Origin of the sequence: Cellulosilyticum sp. ST5, from assembly GCF_046529625.1 — a bacterium.
Classification (GTDB): Bacteria; Bacillota; Clostridia; order Lachnospirales; family Cellulosilyticaceae; genus Cellulosilyticum; species Cellulosilyticum lentocellum.
Window position 1 is genome coordinate 1183531 of record NZ_CP132338.1, and the last position, 24503, is coordinate 1208033.

A 24503-nucleotide genomic window follows, 5' to 3' on the forward strand; every position below is an offset into this window, starting at 1 on the left:
ATGAAAAAAAAGCAAAGAATGAAAGCTGTTGCCTTATCTTATCAAGAAGATATGAATGCACCTACTATTGTTGCTAGTGGAAGTGGAAAAGTAGCAGAAAATATACTGGAAGAAGCTAAAAAACATCATGTGCCTGTTTATGAAGACAAGAAGTTGGCTACAATCTTAGCAGAGTTACAAGTAGGAGAACAAATTCCAACAGAACTATATGAGCTTGTAGCAAAAGTCTTAGTATTTGTAGGTGATATGGATGAGCTTTACGCCAAAACGAGAGGGCATAAGTAATAAGCGTTTACTAGGAACACAATATGAACTATTAGCAATAGCTTATTTAGAAGCTAAGCATTATACGATTTTGGAACATAGCTATAGGTGTCGTTTCGGTGAGATTGACATCATTGCTAAGGATGATGAATATATTGTATTTGTAGAAGTAAAATATAGAAAAAGAGTAGATTATGGTTATCCAAGAGAAGCAGTTGATTATAAGAAAAGACAGCACATCTTACGTACGGCTATGTACTATTTAAGAACAAAGATAGGTTATGAAGTAGCAAGTCGCTTTGATGTGATTGAAATCTTGGAAACTAGCATAACACATTTAGAAGCGGCATTTTAGGAGGATTTGGCATGATAGATTTAGCATCATTTAAGTTTATTACAAAAGGAGAGTTAACTTACCTAATTTTTACACCATGGGAAAACGAAGCTTTAGTACATGGTTTTACTACTAGAACAGGTGGTGTAAGTGAGGGGGAGTGGTCCAGCTTAAATCTTGGTTTTAATAGAGGTGATAAAGAAACAAGCGTTATAGAAAATTATAGGAGAGTATGTGATGCACTAGAAGTAACACTGGATTCGCTTGTGCTATCTAAACAAGTACATGAATTGGAAATTGCAAAAGTGACTCAAGAAGATAAAGGGAATGGTATTACACAACCTAACAAGTGGAAAAGTAAAGATGGCATTTATACAAGAGAGAAGGGGGTCACATTAGTGACACACTATGCAGATTGTGTTCCCCTGTTTTTTTATGCACCTAAATATGGTATGATAGGTATGGCTCATGCCGGATGGAGAGGAACCGTAGGTAGAATTGGAAAGAAGATGATTGAGTTATGGGAAAAGGAAGGTATTTTGGCTAGTGACATTCAAGTGGCTATAGGGCCATCTATAGGCTCATGCTGTTTTGAAGTAGGTGCTGAGGTGGCAGACCAATTTAGTAATCAGTTTCCAGGAGCATCATTTATTATTTCCCATGAATATGATGATAAGTATCATATTGATTTATGGGCATGTAATGAAAGGATACTTCTTGAAGCAGGGATTTTAAAGGAAAATATCATTCAAAGCCAAATCTGTACGTGTTGTCATTCAGATTTATTCTTTTCACACAGAAAAACTCAAGGTAAAAGAGGAACATTAGGTGCATTTATGTGCTTAAAATAACGTGACTTTTTTGAGAATAGGTGGAGACTCTTGACAGAATTAGGGATTATCAGTACATTAGAAAAAAGGTACTTTAGATAAGCTAAAGATTTTAAATTAATATTAAAAGGAGAAAGATAAATGAGTAAACCGATTGTTGCTGTAATAGGTAGACCTAATGTAGGAAAGTCTACTTTATTTAATAGATTAACAAAATCAAAAACGTCAATAGTAGACGATACACCAGGTGTAACAAGAGACCGTATTTATGGAGAAGTAGAATGGCTTAATCATAAATTCACTATTATTGATACAGGTGGTATTGAGCCAGATAGTACAGATATTATCTTAAGTCAGATGAGAAGACAGGCAGAAGCGGCTATTGAATCAGCGGATGTGATTATCTTCTTGGTGGATGTAAAGACGGGTATGACAGATGCAGATACTCACGTTGCTAATATGCTTAGAAAGTCACACAAACCAGTTGTTTTAGTAGTGAATAAGGTCGATGATATGGTTCATCAAACAATGGGCATGTATGAATTTTACAACCTAGGACTTGGTGAACCTATTCCTATCTCTTCTGGACAAGCTTTAAATTTAGGAGACATGCTTGACGAAGTAGTAAGCTATTTCCCAGATGAAGATGCAGAAGCAGAAGAAGATGATAAAATAAGAGTGGCGATTATTGGTAAGCCAAATGTAGGAAAGTCTTCTTTAGTTAATAAAATTGTAGGAGAAGAACGTGTTATTGTAAGTAATATAGCAGGAACTACACGTGATTCTGTAGATACAGAAGTGACTATTGAAGGTCAAGAATATGTACTCATTGATACTGCAGGTATTAGAAGACGTAGTAAAATCAAAGAAAACATTGAAAAGTATAGCATTATCCGTACAATAGCAGCTATTGATCGTGCAGATGTAGTTCTGATTCTTATTGATGCAGAAGAGGGAATTACAGAACAAGATACTAAAATAGCAGGTATGGCGCATGAGGCAGGAAAAGGTTGTATTATTGTTGTTAACAAATGGGATGCCATTGAAAAAGATGATAAAACAATGAATGCTTATTTGAAAAAGATTACAAATACATTAGCTTATATGCAGTATGCACCATGTATGTTCATTTCAGCTTTAACAGGTCAACGTATTCCTAAATTATTTGATACAATTTATGCAATTGCACAAAATCAGTCTCAACGTATTAGTACAGGTGTTTTAAATGATGTATTATATGAAGCAATGGCTATGAATCAGCCACCAAGTGATAAAGGTAAGCCACTTAAAATTTTCTATATGACACAAGTAAGTATTAAACCACCTACATTTGTTATTTTTGTAAATGATAAAGAACTAATGCATTTTTCATACCAACGTTATATCGAAAATCAAATGAGAGAAGCCTTTGGTTTTAAGGGCACACCACTTCGATTTATTGTAAGAGAAAAAGGGGCGAAAGAATAAAAATGTATAGATTAGGGGCATTACTTATTGGGTATCTTTTTGGCGGTGTGCAATCAGCAATATTATGTGGTAAATTAAAAGGCATTGATATTAGAACACAAGGTAGCGGTAATGCAGGAACAACTAATACCATTCGTGTATTAGGAAAAAAAGCAGGATTTCTTGTTTTACTCATTGATATACTTAAAGCAATTATAGCTATTTATGTGGCAAAATTGCTGTTTTCACCAAATCATTCAGATGCAACTATTTTGATTGCGTTTTATAGTGGCATAGGTGCTGTTTTAGGACATAGTTTTCCTCTATTCTTTCATTTTAAAGGTGGAAAAGGTATTGCAACCACAGCAGGAACACTAATCGGAATAGATTATCGTTTGTTTTTAATAGGAGCAGCACTATTCTTGATAACATTTGCAATAACACGAATTGTATCGATTAGCTCTCTTATTATGACAGCCTCGATTCCTATTATGATTATTATTTTTTATTCTGGCAAAGGGAATATAGGTATTGAGGCCATGGTTCTGTCACTTTTGGTTACAGGTTTTACTTTCTATAGGCATAAAGCCAATATAAAGAGATTAATAGAAGGTAATGAAGCAAGGTTAACAAGTAAAAAGTAGTGTTAGGAGGTTTTAAGATGAAAAAGATAACAGTTATTGGAGCAGGTGGTTGGGGCTTAGCTTTAGGGTTACTTCTGAATGAAAAAGGGAATAATGTTACTTTTTGGTGCTATGAAGAAAAAGAAAAAGAGGACATATTGCAACATAGAGAAAATAAAAGGTGTCTTCCAGGAATTAAAATTCCTTTAGAGATTAATTTTACAACTTCTATGGCAGAAGCATTGGAAGAAGCAGAAGTTGCTGTTATGGCAGTACCTTCTAAAGCTGTTAGAGCGACTGCCCAAAAGATGAAGGATTATTTACAGCCAAGTACAATTATTGTTAATGTCGCAAAAGGTGTGGAAGAAGAAACCTTGCTTAGACTCTCACAAGTTATTGAATCTGTACTCCCTAATGCGGTAGTTGTACTTTCTGGGCCAAGTCATGCTGAAGAAGTAGCAAGACATATTCCAACAACAGTTACTGTGAGTAGCCAAGATATGAAATATGCTTATGAGATACAAGATTTATTTATGGATATGTATTTTAGAGTATATACTAATGAAGACTTAATTGGTATTGAAATAGGTGGCGCACTTAAAAATGTAATTGCCTTAGCAGCAGGCGTTGTAGAAGGTATGGGGTTTGGTGATAACACGAAAGCAGCACTTATGACTAGAGGTATTGCAGAAATGACGAGATTAGGTATTGCTATGGGCGGTAAGCCTAATACATTTGCAGGTCTTACAGGAATAGGAGATTTAATTGTAACTTGTACAAGTGGACATAGTCGTAATCGTCGTGCTGGTGAATTAATTGGTCAAGGCTATACAATGGACGAGGCTATTCAAAAGGTTAATATGGTAGTAGAAGGGGTTCCCACAACTAAAGCAGGTTATGCATTAATGCAAAAGTATCAAGTTGAGATGCCTATTCTAAATGCTATATATAAGGTTATTTTTGAAAATGAGCCAGTTAAAGAGACTATTTATAATCTTATGCTAAGAGATAAAAAAGACGAACATTAAAAATGAATAAAAGTGGTATATATCTGCCTTTTGTACAATATATTTTAATGTACCCATACAATTAAAATATAAGGAGGCTTTCATATGGAATACTATGATATTTACAAAGATATTTCTGAAAGGACAAATGGGGATATATACATAGGGGTAGTTGGACCTGTTAGAACAGGAAAATCTACTTTTATTAAACGTTTTATGGAAACATTGGTACTCCCTAATATTAAAAATGAGCATAGTAAAGAACGTACACAAGATGAATTACCTCAAAGTGGGGATGGCAAAGTTATTACAACAACAGAGCCCAAATTTATACCAAATGAAGCTATTGGTATTACTATAGGGGGAGATTTTGAAGTTAAAGTACGAATGATTGATTGTGTAGGTTATATTGTACCAGAAGCTGAAGGCCACCTGTATAATAATACACCTCGTATGGTTAAAACGCCTTGGTTTGAAGAAGAAATTCCTTTTTCACAAGCAGCAGAACTTGGCACTAAAAAGGTTATTACAGATCATTCTACCATTGGTGTCGTAGTGACTACAGATGGAAGTTTTACTGATATTTCTAGAAATAGTTACATAGAAGGGGAACAGCGTGCCATTAATGAATTGAAGCGTTTAGGAAAACCTTTTATTGTAGTGTACAATACGAAGAAACCTTTTGATACAGAAGTTATTGAAGCTACCAGTAAATTATCGAGAGAATATGATGTTCCAGTGGTACCAATGGATATTGCTCAAATGAAAACAGAGGATATTCATCAATTATTAGAAAAAATCTTATATGAATTCCCACTTAATGAAATTCAATTCATGCTCCCTAAATGGGTAGAAACCTTAGATAATGAGCATTGGGTGAAAAAAGCATGGATTGATTGCGTAAAGGAACAAATAGCAAATGTAGAGAATATTAGACAGATTAAAGAAGCTACCAATGAATTAAGAGCTTTAGATTTTGTTAAAAATGTCTATTTAGAAAAGATTCAATTAGGAGAAGGCGTTGTAAAGGTCGATATTAATACAACAGAAGAACTCTTTTATAGAGTACTTTCTGAAACGACAGGTATGGAAATTCATGGAGATCATGAGCTTATGAAGCTTATTAAAGAATTAGCTACTACTAAAAAAGAGTATGATAAGGTAGCTTATGCTATGAATGAAGTAAAGGAAAAAGGCTATGGAGTAGTTAGTCCTGTATTCGATGAGCTAAAATTAGAAGAACCAGAAATTATTAAACAAGGTAATCGTTTTGGTGTTAAATTAAGGGCTAGTGCACCAAGCTATCACATTATACGAGCCAATATTCAAACCGAAGTTGCACCTATTGTTGGAACAGAAAAACAAAGTGAAGATTTAATTAATAATATTTTAAGTGAGTTTGAAACAGATCCTACAAAGATTTGGGAATCAAATATTTTTGGAAAATCACTTCATGAATTAGTAAACGAAGGATTACAAAATAAACTATTTAGAATGCCAGAAGATGCGCAACAAAAATTACAAGAAACACTACAAAAAATTATAAATGAAGGAAATGGCGGTTTAATTTGCATCCTTCTTTAAGGGCACATGATGTGCCTTTTTTTATGGAAAAAATAAAAGGTTAGAAAGGAATGATAAAAATAAAAAACCTCTGTCAAATTATTAGCTTTTTAGAGGTAATATCTTGCAAGATAAGCTATTACATTATATGATGATAAGTATTAAGGATAGAATTGGAAGTGAATAAATGAAAAATAGTGGTAAAAAGAATCAAATCAAGCAAACCAATAAAAAGCAACCCACGTCTAAGGGACATACTACCTATGGTGAAGGAAGCTATTTTAATCCTTATGCTACTCATATGCCAGTACAATCACGTACACGTTCTACATACAAGACTAATACAACCATGCAAAAGGTAGATGATAATAGAAAAAAAGATGTTAGAAGCAAAACTAGCAGTAAGAGTACTTCCGCTAATAGAAATAAAATCACGCCAAAAAGGCAAGAATCTTCTTATGTTAGAGGAGGAGACAGGGGGTATCAACAATCATATACAAATCCATACAGTGCTACCTCATATACGAATCAAAATACAACACCTTATATAAAGGAGCAATACGTTACTCCTAACAGGCAAGTTACACAAGAAAATAATTCTCCGCACATGAGAAGAGAGCAGATAAAGAAGAATAATAAGCTTACAAGAGCACAGATTTATAGAAATAAGAAAAGGAAGCAACGTCAATTGATATTACGAATAGCACTTGTAATGATTTTTACAACCTTTGGGGTATGGGGAGCTATAGAAATAAAAGAGGCACTCACTAAAACTAAAATTTCTTATCAGGTTGTTAAAACAGGAACAATTGATAATTCAAAAAGTCTAAGCGGTATTATTTTAAGAAATGAGCAAGTGGTATATAGCCAAGATGAAGGAAACGTTCAGTATGTCGTTTCTGAAGGAGAAAAAGTAAAGAAGGATGGACTGGTTTATGTTTTAGTAGATGAGGAGCAGTTAGCACAGTCAACTAAGACAGAGAATGAGGTAGATGAGCAAATTTATCAGAAAGCAGAAGAACGTAAAGATATCTCCTTTTATCAAGATCAAATTTATGACTTAAATGAAGAGGTAAAAGCAGATATAGAGGCTTTCTATGATAATCGTTATGAAAATACAACCCACTTTATTTATACATTACGTAATCAATTAGATCAAAATGTCAATAAGCGGACAAGCATTTATACTCAAGAGCAACAGGATCAAGAACAAAGCATAGCAGCACTAAAAACAGAACTTCAAGCTAATATCAATCAGTACCGACTAGGTAAAACAGCACCACAAGCAGGGATTATATCATATAAATTAGATGGACAAGAAACTTCTAATTTATCAGAAGTGATAGAGACACTTAATTATGATAAATATAATAGTATTATTAAAAACTCTAATGTAAGCTATCTTAATAAAAGCGAAGTAACTAAAGAAGAACCTGTTTATAAGATTATTTTAGATAATAAGTGGTATATAATAAGTTATGTAGATTTATCGCAAGATGAAGCTTTTAAGGAAGGGCAAAATTATAATCTTGACTTTACCGGCACGAATAGTAAGCAAGTCACTTTTAAATTAGTTTCTAAAAAAGCTGAAGATGATAAGCGTATACAACTAGTATTTGAAACAAGTGATCAGATAAGCAACTTTTTAGACTTGAGATATGTTGATTTTTCTATTGGGAATAAAAATGTGACAGGTCTTAAAATTCCACTGCAAGCCATTGTGGAGCAGAATATGTTGAAAATCCCAGCAACTTATTGCATAGAGAATGAAGGGCAATTAGGTGTTTATAGAAAAGTAGGTGAAGTAACAGAATTTGTGCCTATTAAAATACAATATCAAAAAGAGGATAATAACTATATACGACAAGATATTACTAATAGTAATAATGTACAAGTCAATAATGTTTTGGTGGATCCCCAATCGGGAAGTTCCTATGAAGTAACAGAGATAGAAACAAAACAAGGTGTTTATGTTATTAATGGGAAAATTGCTCAGTTTAAGACTATAGAAATCGAATTAGTAAGTGGAGAATATGCTATTGTTAAGTATGACGGAAATACACAACTTAAAGAAATGGATAAAATGATTTCAAATCCTAAAAGTATAAAGATTGATCAATTACTAGAAGATATGAATGTTCAAAATGAATAATAAAGGTGAGGATGAAATGAAAGAAAAACTGGAAATGATAAAGAAAGAAATGGAAGAATCAGCAATAAAAAGCGGGAGAAAAGTAGAGGATATTACATTAATTGCTGTTTCAAAAACGTATCCTTTGGCGTCTATACAAGAAGCAATAACTTTAGGATGTAAAGATTTTGGTGAAAATCACGTACAAGAATTAGTACAAAAAATGGATGAATTAAATGAATCTGTTCATTGGCATTTAATAGGTCATCTCCAAACTAATAAAGTTAAATACATTATTGGAAGAACAACTCTTATTCATTCTGTAGACCGTTTAAAACTGGCTGAAGAAATAGAAAAACAATCAGCCAAAAAAGGGTATATAACAGATATTTTGATAGAAGTTAATGTAGCAAAAGAAGCTTCAAAGCATGGTTTCTTAGTAGAAGAGGTAATACCTATTATGGCAGAATTAGCAAAAATGAAACATATCAGAGTGAGAGGATTAATGACGGTAGCCCCTTTTGTAGCTAATCCTGAAGAAAATAGACCCATATTTAGGAAACTTTACGATTTATCGGTTGACATACAAAAGCAAAAGTTTGATAATATAAGTAGCGATATATTATCAATGGGGATGAGTAATGACTATAAAATAGCAATAGAAGAAGGTGCTACCATGGTACGTATCGGCACGGCTATTTTTGGAAATAGAGATTACACTAAATAAATTTTTTTGGGAGGAATACAAATGAGCGGCTTTATGTCAAAATTTAAGAATATTTTTATACCAGAAGATGAATTTGATGAAGATGAGTTAGAGGAAATGGAACAAGAAGTTGAGCAAGTTAATAGAAATGTTATGCATCAAACTCATATACCACCAATGAATACACCTAAGGTTGTTTCTCTTAATCAGCCTAATCGTATGGAATTACTTAATTTTACCATGTTAAGTTATGATATGACAGGTGAGATTTGTGGCTACATTAAAAATAGAAAACCTATCATTGTTAATATGGAAAAACTAGCTGCTCATGAGATGCAACGTGCAGTGGATTATTTAACAGGAGCTTGTTGTGCACTTAATGGAACAGTTGAAAAAGTAACGGACTGTATTTTTATTTTTGCACCAGAGCATGTTAATATTAATCCAGAAAAATTAAAACAACGTAGTGTGTTTCCGCCTACAATCTAATACTGATGAAGCTATCGTTAAATCATATAAATGATCCAGATGAAAAACGCTTTGTAAAAATGATGCTTGAATATAGCAAACGATCAGAGCAGCAATTTAGACCCATTTTTACGGATTTTTATAATAAAGAATGGTTGTTAAGTATGATAGATCGTTATATAGAGGAATCTACAAAACAAATGTGTTATTTTTACGGTGGTTTTAAAGAAGCAGAAAGACAAGTATTAGGTATTGCTCCTTATGAAATTCAAGAGGAAGATTTTCCTATTATGGCCTTAGAACTAAAGGTTAAGACTGGGATTGGAAAGGCACTTACACATAGAGATTACCTAGGTGCTTTATTAGGTCTAGGAATTGAAAGAGAGACAATAGGAGACATTGTAATAAAACCATTTGGGGCATACATCATTGCTAATGAGTCTATGGTTTCCTATATTAATAGTAATTTACTAAGTATTGGGAAATATCAAAATATTGAACAGCAAGTAATCCCTTTTTCACAATTGCAGATTAATCCTCCTCAGATTAAAAGTTATGAAACAACTGTAGCTTCTTTACGATTAGATGTTATAGTGGCAGCGGGTTTTGGATTATCTAGGGGTGTCTGTACAAAACTTATTCAAGCAGACCGTGTAAAATGTAATGGTGTGACGAGTACAAATAAGCAGCTTATAAAAGAAGGGGACCATATTACTGTTAGAGGATATGGTAAAATTAAGCTTAAGCAAATAAGTGGATTAACAAAAAAGGATAGGATTCATATTACAATAGAAAAATATGTATAGGGGGAAACAACATGTTATCACCAGTTGACATTCAAAACAAGGAATTTAGAAAAAGTAAAATAGGTGGCTATCATATTGAAGAAGTTAATGACTTTCTTGATGAAATATTAAAAAGTTATCAAGAGGTAATTAATGAAAACTATGCCCTAAAGGATAAGATCAATGCTTTAAATGAAAGTGTACAATATTATCGTACTATGGAATCTACGATACAAAATGTACTTGTTTTAGCAGATAAAACAGCACAAGATACAAAAAGTGCAGCTTATGAAAAAGCAGAAGAAATTAAAAAAGAAGCTGAACAAAGAGCTGAAAAGATGACTAGTTTGGCTGAGGAACGCGTTGCCAGAATTGTGGAGCAAGGTAGGCAAGAAGCTTTTGAATTAAGTCAAAAAGTTGAAGATATTAAGAGGCAATACTTATCTTATAAAGCACAGTTTAAACAACTACTTCAATCACAGATGGAATTATTGGAACAAGGTGATGCTAGAGCAACTATTGCTCAAGATGATTTAGTACAAGCTTTTGCTGCTATTGAAAAAGAGACCGTAGCAAGTGTAGAAGTACCTCAAACAGAGGCAACAGAAGAAGAGTATTTTACGAAGGAATATATTCCTGTGTCAGATGAAGAAATATCCTCTTTACTGAATAAATAAGTATGATTATTGTAAAGAGTGATATACTAAATAGATGAATGCTGTATATTTAAATGACTACATAAAAACGTGCTTGATGAGCACGTTTTTTTCTAGTAGGCTAAGGAGGAAAGTATGATAGTTGCAATAACACTTATTATAATAGCCCTAGTGGGAATAGATCAGTTAACAAAGATTTGGGCTGTGTCTACATTAATGAATCAAGAAGACATTAAAATATGGGAAAATGTATTTCATTTCCATTATGTGAAAAATGAAGGAGCAGCTTGGGGAATATTAAGTGGTAAACAGGGATTTCTTATTATCATAACAAGTATTATTATTATAGGGATGCTCATATATATCAGACAGCTCCCAAAATCAAAATGGGGAAATTGGGGAAGAGTTGCCTTTGTTTTAATTATTAGTGGTGCAATTGGGAATTTGATTGATAGATTGTTTTTAGGTTATGTGCGTGATTTTATATATTTTATTCTTATTAATTTTCCCGTTTTTAATGTGGCAGATATGTTTGTAGTAGTAGGAGTAGCCCTACTAATGATTGTTCTGTTGTTTGGAGACTTAGAAGAAAAAAAGGCAAATATAGAGAAGGAAAATGTTGAAGAGGAAATAAATTAATGGCAGAAAAGATTGAGCATATTGTAAATAGTGAAGCAAAAGGAAGAGTAGATAAATATTTAGCAGAAGTGTTTCCTGAATATACGCGTTCCTTTATACAAAAACAAATAGAAAAAGGTGGTATTCTAGTTAATCAAAAAGTGATTAATAGCAAGTATCAAGTTAAAGCAGATGATCATATTATAATGACTATACCAGATCCTATAGAGGTAGATATTATACCAGAGCCAATTGATATTGAAATTGTTTATGAAGATGATGATTTAATGATTGTCAATAAGCCTCAGGATATGGTTGTTCATCCAGCTCCAGGTAACTATTCTGGTACGTTAGTTAATGGTTTACTTTACCACTGTAAAGATAAATTGTCTGGAATAAATGGAGAAATTAGACCAGGTATTGTACATCGTATCGATAAGGATACTTCTGGATTACTGATGATTGCAAAAAATGATAAGGCCCATTTAGGATTGTCAGAATTACTAAAAGACCATCACATTACTAGAAAGTATCATGCTATTGTTTATGGTGGTTTTAAAGAGGATGAGGGAACAATTGAAGAACCTATTGGACGTTCAACGCAAGATCGAAAAAAAATGGCCATAGTACGTGATGGACGGTATGCCAAGACGGATTATAAAGTACTTGAACGGTTTAAACAATTTACTTATATTGAGCTTACACTTCATACGGGTAGGACTCATCAAATACGTGTTCATATGAAGCATATAGGTCACCCACTCTTGGGAGATCCTGTATATGGCCCTACAAAAATGAGCTTTGGTATTAATAAGCAGATGCTTCATGCAAAAGTAATAGGGTTTACGCACCCTATTACTCATAAAAAAATGTATTTTGAAAGTGAGTTACCAGACTACTTTGTACGAGTAATTGACAAACTAAGAAAATTATGAGAAAATAAGTCAAATCATATTCCTTTAAAGTAGCACGTGAGGCTAATAAGGATACACAAAAGAAATAAGGCCATATTAGATGGGCAATTCATGTGTAATACTCAGAGACCTTTCGATAAAAGGTCTCTTTATTATTTATCTAGAAATGTGAATGCTTTAGTTTAAGCGACCAAAGATACAGGAATAATGAGATTATTTTATTGAAATAATAACGGATAAAAGGATGGATTTTTATATGGATGAAATAAAAGTTTTAATGGATGAGGCAGCAATGAATCGTGCTGTAACACGAATTGCTCATGAAATTATAGAAGCCAATAAAGGTGCTAAAGACTTGATTTTAATAGGTATAGAAACAAGAGGAGTACCTCTTGCCAGAATCTTATCAAATAAGATTAAATCTATTGAAAATAGTGAAGTGCCTGTGGAGAGTATTAATATTACTTTTTATAGAGATGATTTAGAAAAGAAATTTGACCAACCGTTTACTGAAGCACATTCAATTACTTCAGATATTAATGGAAAAGGGGTCATTTTAGTAGATGACGTTATTTTTACTGGAAGAACTGTACGTGCAGCAATGGATGCTTTGATGGATATAGGAAGACCAAGCTTTATTAAATTAGCTACACTCATTGATCGTGGACATAGGGAGCTTCCTATTAGACCTGATTTTGTTGGAAAAAACATTCCGACTTCCAAAAAGGAAATTGTCCAAGTACGTTTAAAAGAAGTGGACTCAGAAAGTGTTGTACGTTTAGTAAGTAAAGGTTAAGAAGGGAAAGAGGCATGCAAAGATGAAGGAGCGGTAAAAAAATCTTTTAGCCTTGTTTTGAGATGATTTAGCAGTTGTAATAGCAGGTTTACTTGGTGGACTAGCTATTACAACTTATGGAGAAAATACAGGAGGACTGCTGCTACAGAAGTTTATAGCCCAGGAATTTTACGTATTGCAGCACTTTTTAGGGTTGTTACTAATAAGATTTCTCAACAGATATTTAATACGTATACAACTGCATGATAAAGGACTTATACTTTCTATTTAAAAAAGGTATAAGCCTTTTTGTTTTAGGAGAAAATAAAAAAAAGGTGAATAAAATCTTTTAATTAAGGCATTATTATCTGGTATAATTATTTTAGAAAGTACAAAATTATACATAAAAATGAAATAATATAGACATCAAATGTCATTTTGGTTATAATGGAATAAAATACTATAAGCATGAGAATATGTTGTGTTAAAGGGGAATTGCTATGGAGGAGTATATTACATCATTTTTGTATTATTTAAAGCATATTAAGCGTGCTTCAGATAATACGGTGCAATCTTATGAAAGAGATTTGAGATATTTTGAACGTTATGTTGAAGAACAGGGGAAAATAGAGATTCAGTCTTTGACAGATCAGCAAATTAAAGTCTATTTAGAGCATATGAAAGATAAAGAGAAATCAACTGCAACTATTTCCCGTACTCTTGCATCTATTCGTGCCTTTTGCCAATATCTTGTAAAAGAACAAGTGCTAAATGAGAATCCAGCTAGATTAATAGCTTTACCTAAGATAGAGAAAAAAGCGCCTCGTATTTTATCGCAGGAGCAAATTAGCTCTTTATTAGAACAACCTAATAAAAAAGATACTAAAGGAATACGTGATCGAGCCATGCTTGAACTGCTATATGCTACAGGGATTCGTGTATCAGAGCTCATTTCACTTAAAACAACAGATATTAATTTGCAACAAGGGTATATTATATGTAGGGATGCTCAAAAAGAACGAACCATTCCTATTGGTAAATCTGCCATTTCAGCGTTAAATATGTATTTGGGGGAAGTAAGACACATTTTAATCCGTAGTGCAAATGATAAAACGTTATTTGTTAACTGCAATGGCTATCCTATGACAAGACAAGGTTTTTGGAAGATTTTAAAGACCTATGCTAATGCTGCACATATTCAAGGTGAGATTACTCCCCATATGTTAAGACATTCTTTTGCAGCACATTTAGTGCAAAATGGTGCTAATTTAAAATCCGTGCAGCAAATGCTAGGGCACTCAGATATTTCAACTACACAAGTTTATATGCATCTGAATAAAGAAACAGAGGAGTTAATGGATGTGTATAATAAAACACATCCAAGAGCATGAAACTAGGAGGTAATCTCCTAGTTTTTTTGTGCAATTTTTTTGCAGAATGTGGTACAATAAAGGTTAATCAATATGAAGCTAAGTGATAATAGTGGAAAGTTTAAGTAATCACTTAAGAATTAGGAGGTAAGAGATGAAAAGAGCAATATGGATAGTCTTAGACAGCGTAGGAATGGGAGCAATGCCTGATTCAAAACAATATGGTGATGGAGATGTAAATACAATTGCACATGTGTATGAGCATTGTAATGGACTAGAATTAAATCATATGATAAGTTATGGATTAGGGAATATAGAAGGGATGAAAGCACTCCCTAAATATGAATCACCAAAAGGCAGTTTTGCAAGAATGAGTGAATTATCTAAAGGAAAAGATACAACGACAGGTCATTGGGAAATGGTGGGTATTTATACAGAAGTACCATTTCCAACTTATCCAAATGGTTTTCCAGAAGAAATTATGAAAGCCTTTGAAGAAAAAATCGGTAGAAGAACTTTGGGGAATTGTACAGCATCAGGTACAGCTATTATTGAAGAATTGGGTGAAGAACATGTAAAAACAGGATATCCTATTGTTTATACATCAGCAGATAGTGTTTTTCAAATTGCAGCTCATGAATCTGTTATTTCATTAGAAAAGCTATATGAAATGTGTGAAATTGCACGTAATTTATTAAAAGGTAAGCATGAAGTTGCGCGTGTTATTGCAAGACCATTTACAGGAGAAGAGGGCCATTTTACACGTACAGCTAACAGACGAGACTATGCTATTTGTCCACCAAAACCTAACCTTTTATCTTACTGTGAAGAAGGTGGTGTGCCAGTGGTAGCAGTTGGAAAGATTGAAGATATTTTTAATAGTCAAGGCATCACCGAAGCTATTCATACAAAGGATAATAATGATGGTATTGCTGTTACATTAGAATGCATGACAAAACATCAAGAAGGCCTTATTTTCACTAATTTGGTTGATTTTGATATGAAATGGGGACATCGTAATGATCCAGCAAGTTATGGTAAAGGTTTAGAAGCCTTTGATAAAGCATTACCACAAATAGTGGAAGCTTTAAAGGAAGAGGATATACTTATTATTACAGCAGATCATGGTTGTGACCCGACGGCACCAGGAACTGACCATACAAGAGAATATGTCCCACTTTTAGTAATTGGTAAACAAATAAAAGAAGGTATTAATTTAGGAACAAGAAAGAGTTTTGCGGATATTGGGCAAACTTTATGTGAGTTATTTAATCTTCCACAACTTAAGATAGGTGAAAGTTTCTTGAAAGAAGTTTATAAGTAATAGAATGGGAGGAAAGTAAGAAAATGAGAATGTATGACATTATTGATTGCAAAAAAAGAGGGCTGGCTTTAACAAAAGAAGAAATAGATTTTGTAGTACAAGGTTATACAAAAGGTGATATTCCAGATTACCAGGTATCAGCTTTATTAATGGCTATTTATTTTCAAGGCATGTCTTTAGAAGAAACAGCGTGTTTAACTATGGCTATGGCTAGTAGTGGAGATCAAATAGATTTATCTCCTATTCAGGGCATTAAGGTAGATAAACATAGTACAGGTGGTGTAGGTGATAAAACAACGATAGTATTAGCACCTCTTGTAGCAGCTGCAGGAGCAAAGGTAGCTAAGATGTCGGGACGTGGTCTTGGGCATACAGGAGGGACCATTGATAAACTGGAATCATTTGAAGGCTTTAAAGTAGAGTTAACAGAAGAACAGTTTTTCGAGAATGTGAATGCGCACCATATTGCTGTAGTTGGTCAAAGTGGAGATTTAGCGCCTGCAGACAAGAAACTTTATGCGCTTAGAGATGTAACAGCAACTGTAGACAATATGTCACTTATAGCCAGCTCTATTATGTCGAAGAAGATTGCTTCTGGAGCAGATGCCATCTGTTTAGATGTTAAGTGTGGTACAGGGGCATTTATGAAAAAATTAGAGGATGCAAAAGCATTAGGAAAAGCTATGGTAGATATAGGCAATCATGTAGGGCGCCAAACCATGGCTGTTGTATCTGATATGAATCAGCCATTAGGATATGCAGTAGGTAATGCCTTAGAAGTAATGGAGGCGATTAATACATTAAGAGGTAAAGGACCTGAAGATTTGACCTTATTAACGATTACCTTAGCTAGCCATATGCTTATGCTAGCCGGTTTGGCAAAAGATGTGGAAGCTGCTAAAAATCAGATTCAAGACCTATTATCTACAGGAGCTGCTATCGATAAGTTAAAGGAATGGATTAAGTTACAAGGGGGAGATGAGCGAGCAGTAGACGATTTTAGCTACTTACCACAAGCACCATACCATAGAGATTTTTATTTGAATCAAATAGGTTATGTAGAAGCTATCAATGCAGAAGCAGTAGGAAAAGCTGCGCTTGTATTAGGTGCAGGTAGAGAAACAAAAGAAAGTAGTATTGATTTAGCAGTAGGCATTGTTATTCATAAAAAAATAGGTGATAAAATAAATGTCGATGAACCAGTTGCAACCATCTATTATAATAATGAACAAAAATATAATTTAGCAACTTCAATCTTAGAAAAAGCTTATAAAATAAGTGATCAACAAATAGAGAAACCGGATTTAATTTACGATATTATTCATTAAAGATAACAATACTGTTCTCTTATATAAGTCTATAGGTATAAATTGTATGGAATTACAAATACTACAGACAAAAGATAATAAGGAGGACAGTTATGAAAAGTAAACGTGTAGGAGTTATCTTTTTATTACTTATCGTCATGTGTTGTTCTCAGGTTTTTGCAGCTGCAACACCTAAGAAGAATACCAATCAAACTTTAGCAGCAACAGCTAGAAGTTATATACTCATGGAGGAATCGAGTGGTAAAATTTTGTTAGAGCGAAATGCAGATGAGCCTTTACCACCGGCGAGCATTACAAAAGTAATGACCTTGTTACTCATTAATGAAGCAGTAGATACCGGAAAAATTAACTGGGAAGATAAAGTAACTATTAGTGAGCATGCAGCACATATGGGTGGCTCTCAAGTCTTTATGGAACCTGGAGAAGAACAGACTGTGCGTGATTTAGTAAAATGTATTTGTATTGCTTCAGCTAATGATGCTGCTGTTGCTATGAGTGAATATATTGCTGGAAGTGAAGAGCAGTTTGTGGAGATTATGAATAAACGTGCCGCAGAATTAGGAATGACCCATACCGTTTTTAAGAATGCTTGTGGTCTTCATACTGAAGGACATGTATCAACGGCAAGGGATATTGCCTTAATGTCAAGAGCGTTAGTAAATGGGCATCCTGAAATCACCAAAACGCTAACAACTTGGATGGACACAATTACTCATAGAACAAGAAGAGGAGAGTCAGAGTTTGGTTTATCCAATACCAATAAAATGCTTAAATGGTATAAAGGGATTACAGGGTTAAAAACGGGTTATACCCCAGAAGCAAAACATTGTGTAAGTGCTACTGCAACAAGAGATAATATGGGATTAATCGCAGTTATTATGGGTGCTGCAGATGGTAAAACACGTTTTCAAGAAGCAGGGCAGCTTCTAGACTATGGTTTTGCTAATTACAAAGTAAAAGTTGGGCCAACTATTGGTACAATTATAGGTGAGACACCTATTAAAAAAGGCGATGTTTCTAAAATAAATGTAGCTACTAAAGAAACGAAAGCTTTTGTCGTACCTAAGAGTAATACAAATAGTGAACTCACTTATGAAGCTCATTATAGAGAGCCACTGATAGCACCTATTTCTAAAGGGGCTATAGTAGGAGAAATGACCTATTATTTAGATGGAAATGAAGTGGGAAAGGGACAGCTTATATCTGCAACAGATGTTAAGAAGGCTACACTTAAACAGATGGTTCCTTATATGTGTAAACGCTTTTTTAAATTATCCAAGTGAGAAAAAGCATAATAAGAGAGTGACTCTTATTATGCTTTTTCTGACGCTATATTTAATGCTTGCATAAATAGTGACAAGCGACTACACTTAGTATATAACAAAAGTTGACAGGAGGCTCCTTAAGTGGCTGTATTGTTTAAGTTACAGGATTTTGAAGGTCCATTAGATTTATTACTTTATTTAATAGATAAAAATAAAATGAATATTTATGATATAGAAATATCTTCTATTACAGATCAGTATATGACCTATTTAGATGAAGCGGAAGAAGTTGAATTGGATCAAATGAGTGATTTTATTGTGATGGCTGCTACATTGCTTTATATTAAATCACGCATGCTTTTACCAAAACATCCAAAACCAGGAGAAGAAGTAGAAGAAGACCCAAGAGAAGAACTCGTACGAAAATTATTAGAATATAAGAAGGTAAAATATGTATCGGAAAAATTAAATGCATGCCAAGGAGAGAGTAGTCAGTATTGTTTTAGAAATAAGCCAGCAGAAATCGATATTCCAGAGAGTGCAATTGATTACGATGCCATTCTAGAAAATGTTAGTTTAAAATTATTGTATGACACTTTTGAGCAACTCATGAAGCAAAAGGAATGGGAACAACATACAAAAGAAGAACGTAAAATTGATCATAACATTTTAAAGAAGGATACTTACACCATCGAGCAAAAAAGTATCTACATACGTAATCTTATTGCTTTAGAGGGAAAGACGACCTTTTTTACCATTTGTAAAAAGGAAATGCCTAAAATAGAACTTATTGTTACTTTTATGGCTTTATTAGAGCTAATTCATAAGAAAGAAGTAACTGTTTTACAGGAAGAACCCACAGGTGATATTGTTATAAAAGGAGGAATAGTGGATGAAGAAGACAGAGCTTGAAAGTAGTATTGAAGCCCTGCTTTTTTATGCAGGAGACATTATCTCACAAAAAAGATTGTGTGAAATTTGTAATACAGAAGCTTTTTCGGTCCACATGGCCATTAATCACTTAAATGATTATTATGGACAAACGAATAGTGGGATTGAAATTATAGAAGTTGATGATGGCTATCAAATGTGTACATCACCTAAGCACACAGAAATCATTCAACTTTATAGACAGAAGCCGGTTAAAAATCTTTTAACACAAGCATTGATTGAGACACTAGCTATTATTGCTTATTCGCAGCCTATTACAAGAACACAGATTGAGGATATAAGAGGTGTACGATGTGAGCATGCTATGAGTAAGTTGATGGAATATGGACTTATTGAAGAGGTTGGAAGATTGAATGTTATAGGGAGACCGATTTTATTTGGTACAACTAATGAATTCCTACGTCATTTTGGATTTAGAAATTTAGAAGAACTACCTAAAATTAAAGAAGAGCTTTTAGAGAAGTTTAAAGAAGAAGTAAGAGAAGAAATGAGTTATTATGAAGATCATGAGGCTATGAAAGAAGAAGTAAATTTGGCTTTAGATGTTGAGGAATAGCACTATTTAAAAAATGCATAAAGTCTATAATATAAGGGAAGATTTAGAATGAGACAACATTGAGTGCTTAAATGAAACTAGAGGAGTGAAAGCATGAAAAAGAAAATCATCTTATCTTTTATATTAATAGGCAGTATGTTAGTAAGCTCACTATGCTATGCAAATAGCGAACTGCCAAAAGTGCGTGCTAAGGGTGCTGTTTTAATCGAACAAGAAAGTGGACGTGTCTTATATGAAAAAAACGGTTATGAACCCTTAGCTATGGCAAGCACTACAAAGATAATGACTTGTATCCTTGCTATAGAAAAAGGTAATCTCTTAGATGTTGTAACAATATCCAAGAGAGCAAGTAGTGCCCCACCAGTTAAGCTACATTTAAAGGTAGGAGAAAAACAAAGATTAGGAGATTTGCTCTATGCTTTGATGCTACAATCTGATAATGATGCAGCAGTAGCAGTAGCAGAACATATTGCAGGATCGGTAGAAGCATTCTGTGAACAAATGACCGAGAAAGCTAAAGAGATAGGAGCTGAACATACTTCTTTTAAAACACCTAATGGTTTAGATGCTGAAGGACATTATGCAAGCGCTTATGATATGACTTTAATTGGAGCTTATGCACTAAAAAATCCAGAATTCGTTAAGATTATAACAACGGCTACCATTCAAATTCCTACTATTCCTACAGAAGGAAGCCATACTTATGGGTTACAAAATAAGAATCGTTTTTTTTATTCTTATGAGGGAGCTAACGGTATTAAAACAGGCTTTACTAATAAAGCAGGTCATTGTTTTGTAGGTGCAGCTTATAAAAATGACATGCAACTCATAGGAGCTGCTTTAGGATCTGGTTGGGGAAAAGCTGGTAAAACACAAAAGTATACAGATGTCATTAACATGATGAACTATGGCTTTAAGTATTATAAAAAATATACGCTTATTGAGCCACAAAGAAATATAGCCAAGGTTGCAATTGAAAAGGCACTGATAGAAAGTTTGTCTTTAGATTGTGATGAGACGATTATACTTCCCTTAACAGAGGTAGAAAAAGCAAATGTTTATATAAAAAAAGTAGTACCAACGCAATTAGTAGCACCCGTTCATAAAAGGGATATAATAGGAGAAGTACAAGTCATATGTGAAGGGGTTACTTTAGCTAAAGTACCACTTCTAGCAAGTGAGGAAGTACCAAAGGCGACACTACTTGATTATATTAAAAAATGGATTAAAGGAAATGACTAAATAAAGAAGGGGTATTATGAGATTACAAAAATATTTAGCAAGCTGTGGCATTGCATCTAGAAGAAAATGTGAAGAACTTATTTTAGAAGGGAAAGTATCGGTTAACGGACAAATCATACAGACTTTAGGAACACAAGTAGAAGAAGATGATGAGGTCTACTATAATCATAAGCGTGTGCAATTAGAAGAAAAGCATGTTTATTATATGTTAAATAAGCCGGCAGGATATGTAACAACAGTGCAAGATGAAAAACAAAGAGCAACGGTTTTGGATTTAATGAAAGGTGTTAAAACAAGAATTTTTCCGGTGGGGAGACTGGATTATAATACCTCAGGTCTATTATTATTGACCAGTGATGGTGCTTTAACTTATGGACTCACCCATCCAAAGCATCACGTTAATAAAACTTATGAAGTTAAGCTTAGTGGAAAAGTTACTGAACGTAGCTTGGATATGTTAAGAAAAGGGGTTATGATTGACCACCGAAAAACTTATCCGGCTGAAGTAGAAGTAGTAAAACAAAATGCAAAGCATACATGGCTTAAGATAACTATTCATGAAGGTCGTAATCGTCAAATTAGAAAAATGTGTGAAGCAGTAGGCTGTCCGGTAGTACAACTAAAAAGGCTGTCAGTGGGAAGTATTCAGCTAGGTTCACTTAAAGTGGGAGAATATAGAGCTTTAACAAAAGAAGAAGTAGATTATTTAAAAAGTATTGCAATAATAGAAGAAGTATAACTAAAACACCAGTATCAGTAGATTGTTTCTCTGCTAATACTGGTGTTTTAGTTATAAAATTATTGAGTAGTAAAATCTAAAAAAGATATAGGAGTAAATAATCAGAGAAATTTGTTAAGGATGTGTAAAGATTACAAAAAATCGATTAAAAATATAGTTTTTGATTGAAAATTGCTATTGATAAAAAATATAATATTACATTATTTTAGTAAAAACTTATAAAATTCTATATTTAGCTTGAATGTTGATTGTCAGTTTAGTAAAATAAAGATGGCGATTTTTACACTTTGTTTTAAAAATTTTTCAATGGAGGGTACCAGATGAGCACTTTAGAAAAATTATCTGAATTAGAATCTCGTAGGGCCGCTATAATCACAAAAAGCAATGACGTAGCTAAAAAAGTAGCACTTGCACAGGGAAAATTAGCTGCAAGAGAACGTATTAGTATATTGCTAGATGAAAATAGCTTTGTGGAAGTAGGTACTTTCATAACAAGTAGAAGTACTGCTTTTAACATGAGAAATAATGAAACACCTGCTGATGGTGTTGTAACAGGTTATGGGACAGTTAATGGTAATCCTGTTTATGTGTACAGCCAAGATGCAAGCGTTTTAGGTGGTGCACTAGGTGAAATGCATGCAAAAAAAATAGTTAGAATTTACGAAGAAGCCCTAAAAGTAGGTGCGCCAGTAGTAGGATTCTTAGACACAGTAGGTGTCAGATTACAAGAAAGTGTAGATGCTTTAGAAGGTTATGGCATGATTTATGAAAAAATGGTAGAAGCATCAGAAATTATTCCACAAATAGCAGTTATTGCAGGTGATTGTGCTGGCGGTGCAGCTTTTATTGCAGGTTTATCTGATTTTGTATTTATGAGCAGTAAATCAGCTCGTGTCTTTTTAAATAGTCCTAATACTTTAGATGATAAAACAGCTAGTTTTGATGCTATTGCAACAGCTAAAGTACATTTTGAAGAAAGTGGACTTGCTACCATTATCGAAGAGCAAGAAGAAGTTTTAATTGAAGATGTTATACGCTTACTTTCTTACTTACCTCAAAACAGTGGGGAAGAAGGGCCATTTTATGAAGTGATAGATGATATTAACCGCGTAGATGCAAGTCTTAATGGTTTTAATTTTGAAACACAAGAAGTAAAAGATATTGTTACTTCTATTGTAGATGGAGGAGAGTTATTCGTATTAAATGAAGCTTATGGAAAAACAGCATTAACAGCTTTTGCACGTATGGATGGTGGAACGGTTGGTATTATAGCCAATACAGATACTCGTATGGATTATTCGGGGGTAAAGAAAATAGTTCATTTTGTTAGAGTATGTGACACCTATAATATACCGATTATAACACTTACAGATATAGAGGGTTTTACTTCTACTGTTGCAACAGAAAAGTTAGGAATCATTAAAGCATGTAGTGAGATGACGAAGGCGTTCGCAGAGGCAAGTGTGCCAAAAGTAAATGTTATTCTTAATCATGCTTTTGGAAGTGGTTATTTAGCTATGAATAGTAAGTCATTAGGGTGTGATATGACTTATGCATGGCCAACTGCAACAGTAGCAAGTTTAAATACAGAAAGTGCTATGAAGATTATGTATGCAAAAGAATTAGCAGAAGGTACATTATCCAATGAAGCATTTGCTGAAAAAGCTGCAGAATATGATGAAATACAAGCAAGTGCCTACGCAGCGGCAGCTAGAGGATTAGTAGATGATATTATTGAGCCAGCAGCAACGCGTAAACGTATTATTGCTGCTTTGGAAGTTCTTGCAACTAAAGAACGTTAAAGGTATGCAAAGCACCCAACATAAAGGTAGGTGAAAAAAGATGAATCAAAGTATCAGCGCTTTTTTAGAAGGGATTCCTACATTTATACTTAGTATTGTAATTGTATTTACAATGCTTGCACTGCTTATCGGTGCCATCGTCTTATTAGGGAAAATGGTAGGAATGTTTGCGAATAAGTCTAACAATGTAAAAGTAGTTGAATCTGAAGCTAGTGTTATAGAAGAAGTAGTTGTAGCTATAGAAGAAAACAGCCAAGATGAACTTGAATTAATAGCAGTTATTACTGCCGCTATTGCTGCAAGTATGGGAACAACTAGTGACCAACTTCAAGTAAGATCATTAAGAAAAGTTCAAAGAAAAGCACTTTAATTTAAGGAGGCCGTTAATGATGAGAAAATTTCAAGTAACTGTAAATGGTAATACATATGAAGTAGAAGTAGAAGAATTAGGAGGAAGCTTTACACCAGTAGCAACACCAGTAACTCCAGTAGCAGCAACACCAGTAGCTGCAGTAACACCTAAAATGGTAGCACCTAAGGCAACTGTAGTGCCTGCTAATGCAACTAAGATTGTTGCACCAATGCCAGGTAAAATTGTAGATGTTAAAGTTTCAATAGGACAAAGTGTAAAAGAAGGAGATTTAGTAGCTATTCTTGAAGCTATGAAAATGGAGAACGAAATATTTGCACCAAGTGCAGGAACTGTAGCTTCTGTTAACGTATCAGCAGGTACAGCAGTTGAAACTAACGATGTCATTGTTACACTCAATTAGTTCCAAACGACTCAAAAAGAAGGAGGAACGTTT

26 protein-coding genes are annotated in these 24503 nt (G+C 33.8%); all 26 read left to right on the top strand.

Going from position 1 to position 24503, the window contains the following annotated elements; genetic code table 11:
- Complete coding sequence (locus tag QTL86_RS05805; RefSeq protein ID WP_013657296.1) at nucleotides 1–285, top strand: EscU/YscU/HrcU family type III secretion system export apparatus switch protein; 285 nt, start codon at nucleotides 1–3, stop codon at nucleotides 283–285.
- Complete coding sequence (locus QTL86_RS05810; RefSeq protein WP_013657295.1) at nucleotides 251–619, top strand: YraN family protein; 369 nt, start codon at nucleotides 251–253, stop codon at nucleotides 617–619. Before QTL86_RS05805 ends, QTL86_RS05810 begins: the two co-directional genes overlap by 35 nt.
- A gap of 11 nt (nucleotides 620–630) precedes the next feature.
- The gene (pgeF, locus tag QTL86_RS05815; RefSeq protein WP_410496740.1) at nucleotides 631–1449 is read left to right on the top strand and encodes a peptidoglycan editing factor PgeF; all 819 of its coding nucleotides are present in this window, start codon (nucleotides 631–633) and stop codon (nucleotides 1447–1449) included.
- A 120-nt stretch (nucleotides 1450–1569) separates the two neighbouring features.
- Entirely contained in the window at nucleotides 1570–2895 is a 1326-nt protein-coding gene (gene der, locus QTL86_RS05820; RefSeq protein WP_013657293.1) for a ribosome biogenesis GTPase Der, read from the top strand.
- A 2-nt stretch (nucleotides 2896–2897) separates the two neighbouring features.
- On the top strand, nucleotides 2898–3518 hold the full coding sequence (gene plsY / locus QTL86_RS05825) for a glycerol-3-phosphate 1-O-acyltransferase PlsY (RefSeq protein WP_127066802.1): 621 nt from the start codon (nucleotides 2898–2900) through the stop codon (nucleotides 3516–3518).
- A 17-nt stretch (nucleotides 3519–3535) separates the two neighbouring features.
- Nucleotides 3536–4525 (top strand): NAD(P)H-dependent glycerol-3-phosphate dehydrogenase, encoded by a 990-nt coding sequence (locus QTL86_RS05830; protein WP_410496741.1) that lies wholly within the window; start codon nucleotides 3536–3538, stop codon nucleotides 4523–4525.
- A gap of 84 nt (nucleotides 4526–4609) precedes the next feature.
- Nucleotides 4610–6088, top strand: a complete 1479-nt coding sequence (gene spoIVA, locus QTL86_RS05835; RefSeq protein ID WP_127066801.1) for a stage IV sporulation protein A — start codon at nucleotides 4610–4612, stop codon at nucleotides 6086–6088.
- A gap of 166 nt (nucleotides 6089–6254) precedes the next feature.
- Nucleotides 6255–8219, top strand: coding sequence for an HlyD family efflux transporter periplasmic adaptor subunit (locus tag QTL86_RS05840; RefSeq protein ID WP_410496742.1), 1965 nt, complete (start codon nucleotides 6255–6257; stop codon nucleotides 8217–8219).
- Nucleotides 8220–8235: 16 nt separating this feature from the next.
- On the top strand, nucleotides 8236–8925 hold the full coding sequence (locus QTL86_RS05845) for a YggS family pyridoxal phosphate-dependent enzyme (RefSeq protein ID WP_410496743.1): 690 nt from the start codon (nucleotides 8236–8238) through the stop codon (nucleotides 8923–8925).
- A 21-nt stretch (nucleotides 8926–8946) separates the two neighbouring features.
- Nucleotides 8947–9393 carry a cell division protein SepF gene (locus tag QTL86_RS05850; RefSeq protein ID WP_127066798.1) on the top strand — a complete coding sequence of 149 codons (447 nt, stop codon included), beginning with the start codon at nucleotides 8947–8949 and terminating at the stop codon, nucleotides 9391–9393.
- Between the two features lie 5 nt (nucleotides 9394–9398).
- On the top strand, nucleotides 9399–10178 hold the full coding sequence (locus tag QTL86_RS05855) for an RNA-binding protein (protein WP_410496744.1): 780 nt from the start codon (nucleotides 9399–9401) through the stop codon (nucleotides 10176–10178).
- 11 nt (nucleotides 10179–10189) lie between these two features.
- Nucleotides 10190–10834: a DivIVA domain-containing protein gene (locus QTL86_RS05860; RefSeq protein ID WP_127066796.1), complete on the top strand. Its 645-nt coding sequence runs from the start codon at nucleotides 10190–10192 to the stop codon at nucleotides 10832–10834.
- A 114-nt stretch (nucleotides 10835–10948) separates the two neighbouring features.
- Complete coding sequence (gene lspA / locus QTL86_RS05865; protein WP_127066795.1) at nucleotides 10949–11452, top strand: signal peptidase II; 504 nt, start codon at nucleotides 10949–10951, stop codon at nucleotides 11450–11452.
- Nucleotides 11452–12366, top strand: a complete 915-nt coding sequence (locus QTL86_RS05870) for an RluA family pseudouridine synthase (protein WP_410496746.1) — start codon at nucleotides 11452–11454, stop codon at nucleotides 12364–12366. The genes lspA and QTL86_RS05870 overlap by 1 nt, the downstream gene beginning before the upstream one ends.
- A 235-nt stretch (nucleotides 12367–12601) precedes the next feature.
- A complete protein-coding gene (gene pyrR, locus QTL86_RS05875) occupies nucleotides 12602–13141 on the top strand; it encodes a bifunctional pyr operon transcriptional regulator/uracil phosphoribosyltransferase PyrR (protein ID WP_127066793.1) in 540 nt (179 codons plus the stop codon).
- 479 nt (nucleotides 13142–13620) lie between these two features.
- Complete coding sequence (xerD, locus tag QTL86_RS05880; protein WP_127066792.1) at nucleotides 13621–14511, top strand: site-specific tyrosine recombinase XerD; 891 nt, start codon at nucleotides 13621–13623, stop codon at nucleotides 14509–14511.
- Between the two features lie 133 nt (nucleotides 14512–14644).
- Nucleotides 14645–15814, top strand: a complete 1170-nt coding sequence (locus tag QTL86_RS05885; protein WP_410496748.1) for a phosphopentomutase — start codon at nucleotides 14645–14647, stop codon at nucleotides 15812–15814.
- Between the two features lie 23 nt (nucleotides 15815–15837).
- Nucleotides 15838–17142 carry a pyrimidine-nucleoside phosphorylase gene (locus tag QTL86_RS05890; protein ID WP_127066790.1) on the top strand — a complete coding sequence of 435 codons (1305 nt, stop codon included), beginning with the start codon at nucleotides 15838–15840 and terminating at the stop codon, nucleotides 17140–17142.
- A gap of 92 nt (nucleotides 17143–17234) precedes the next feature.
- Nucleotides 17235–18425, top strand: a complete 1191-nt coding sequence (locus QTL86_RS05895) for a D-alanyl-D-alanine carboxypeptidase family protein (protein ID WP_127066789.1) — start codon at nucleotides 17235–17237, stop codon at nucleotides 18423–18425.
- A 123-nt stretch (nucleotides 18426–18548) separates the two neighbouring features.
- Entirely contained in the window at nucleotides 18549–19319 is a 771-nt protein-coding gene (locus tag QTL86_RS05900; protein ID WP_013657277.1) for a segregation and condensation protein A, read from the top strand.
- Complete coding sequence (scpB, locus tag QTL86_RS05905; RefSeq protein ID WP_013657276.1) at nucleotides 19300–19914, top strand: SMC-Scp complex subunit ScpB; 615 nt, start codon at nucleotides 19300–19302, stop codon at nucleotides 19912–19914. The genes QTL86_RS05900 and scpB overlap by 20 nt, the downstream gene beginning before the upstream one ends.
- 93 nt (nucleotides 19915–20007) lie before the next feature.
- Entirely contained in the window at nucleotides 20008–21156 is a 1149-nt protein-coding gene (locus QTL86_RS05910) for a D-alanyl-D-alanine carboxypeptidase family protein (RefSeq protein WP_410496750.1), read from the top strand.
- A gap of 16 nt (nucleotides 21157–21172) precedes the next feature.
- Nucleotides 21173–21895, top strand: a complete 723-nt coding sequence (locus tag QTL86_RS05915) for a pseudouridine synthase (protein ID WP_410496751.1) — start codon at nucleotides 21173–21175, stop codon at nucleotides 21893–21895.
- Nucleotides 21896–22215: 320 nt separating this feature from the next.
- A complete protein-coding gene (locus QTL86_RS05920; protein ID WP_127066786.1) occupies nucleotides 22216–23697 on the top strand; it encodes an acyl-CoA carboxylase subunit beta in 1482 nt (493 codons plus the stop codon).
- A gap of 40 nt (nucleotides 23698–23737) precedes the next feature.
- Entirely contained in the window at nucleotides 23738–24067 is a 330-nt protein-coding gene (locus tag QTL86_RS05925; protein ID WP_013657272.1) for an OadG family protein, read from the top strand.
- Nucleotides 24068–24086: 19 nt separating this feature from the next.
- Nucleotides 24087–24470 (top strand): biotin/lipoyl-containing protein, encoded by a 384-nt coding sequence (locus tag QTL86_RS05930; protein WP_041713702.1) that lies wholly within the window; start codon nucleotides 24087–24089, stop codon nucleotides 24468–24470.
- Nucleotides 24471–24503: the final 33 nt, after the last annotated feature.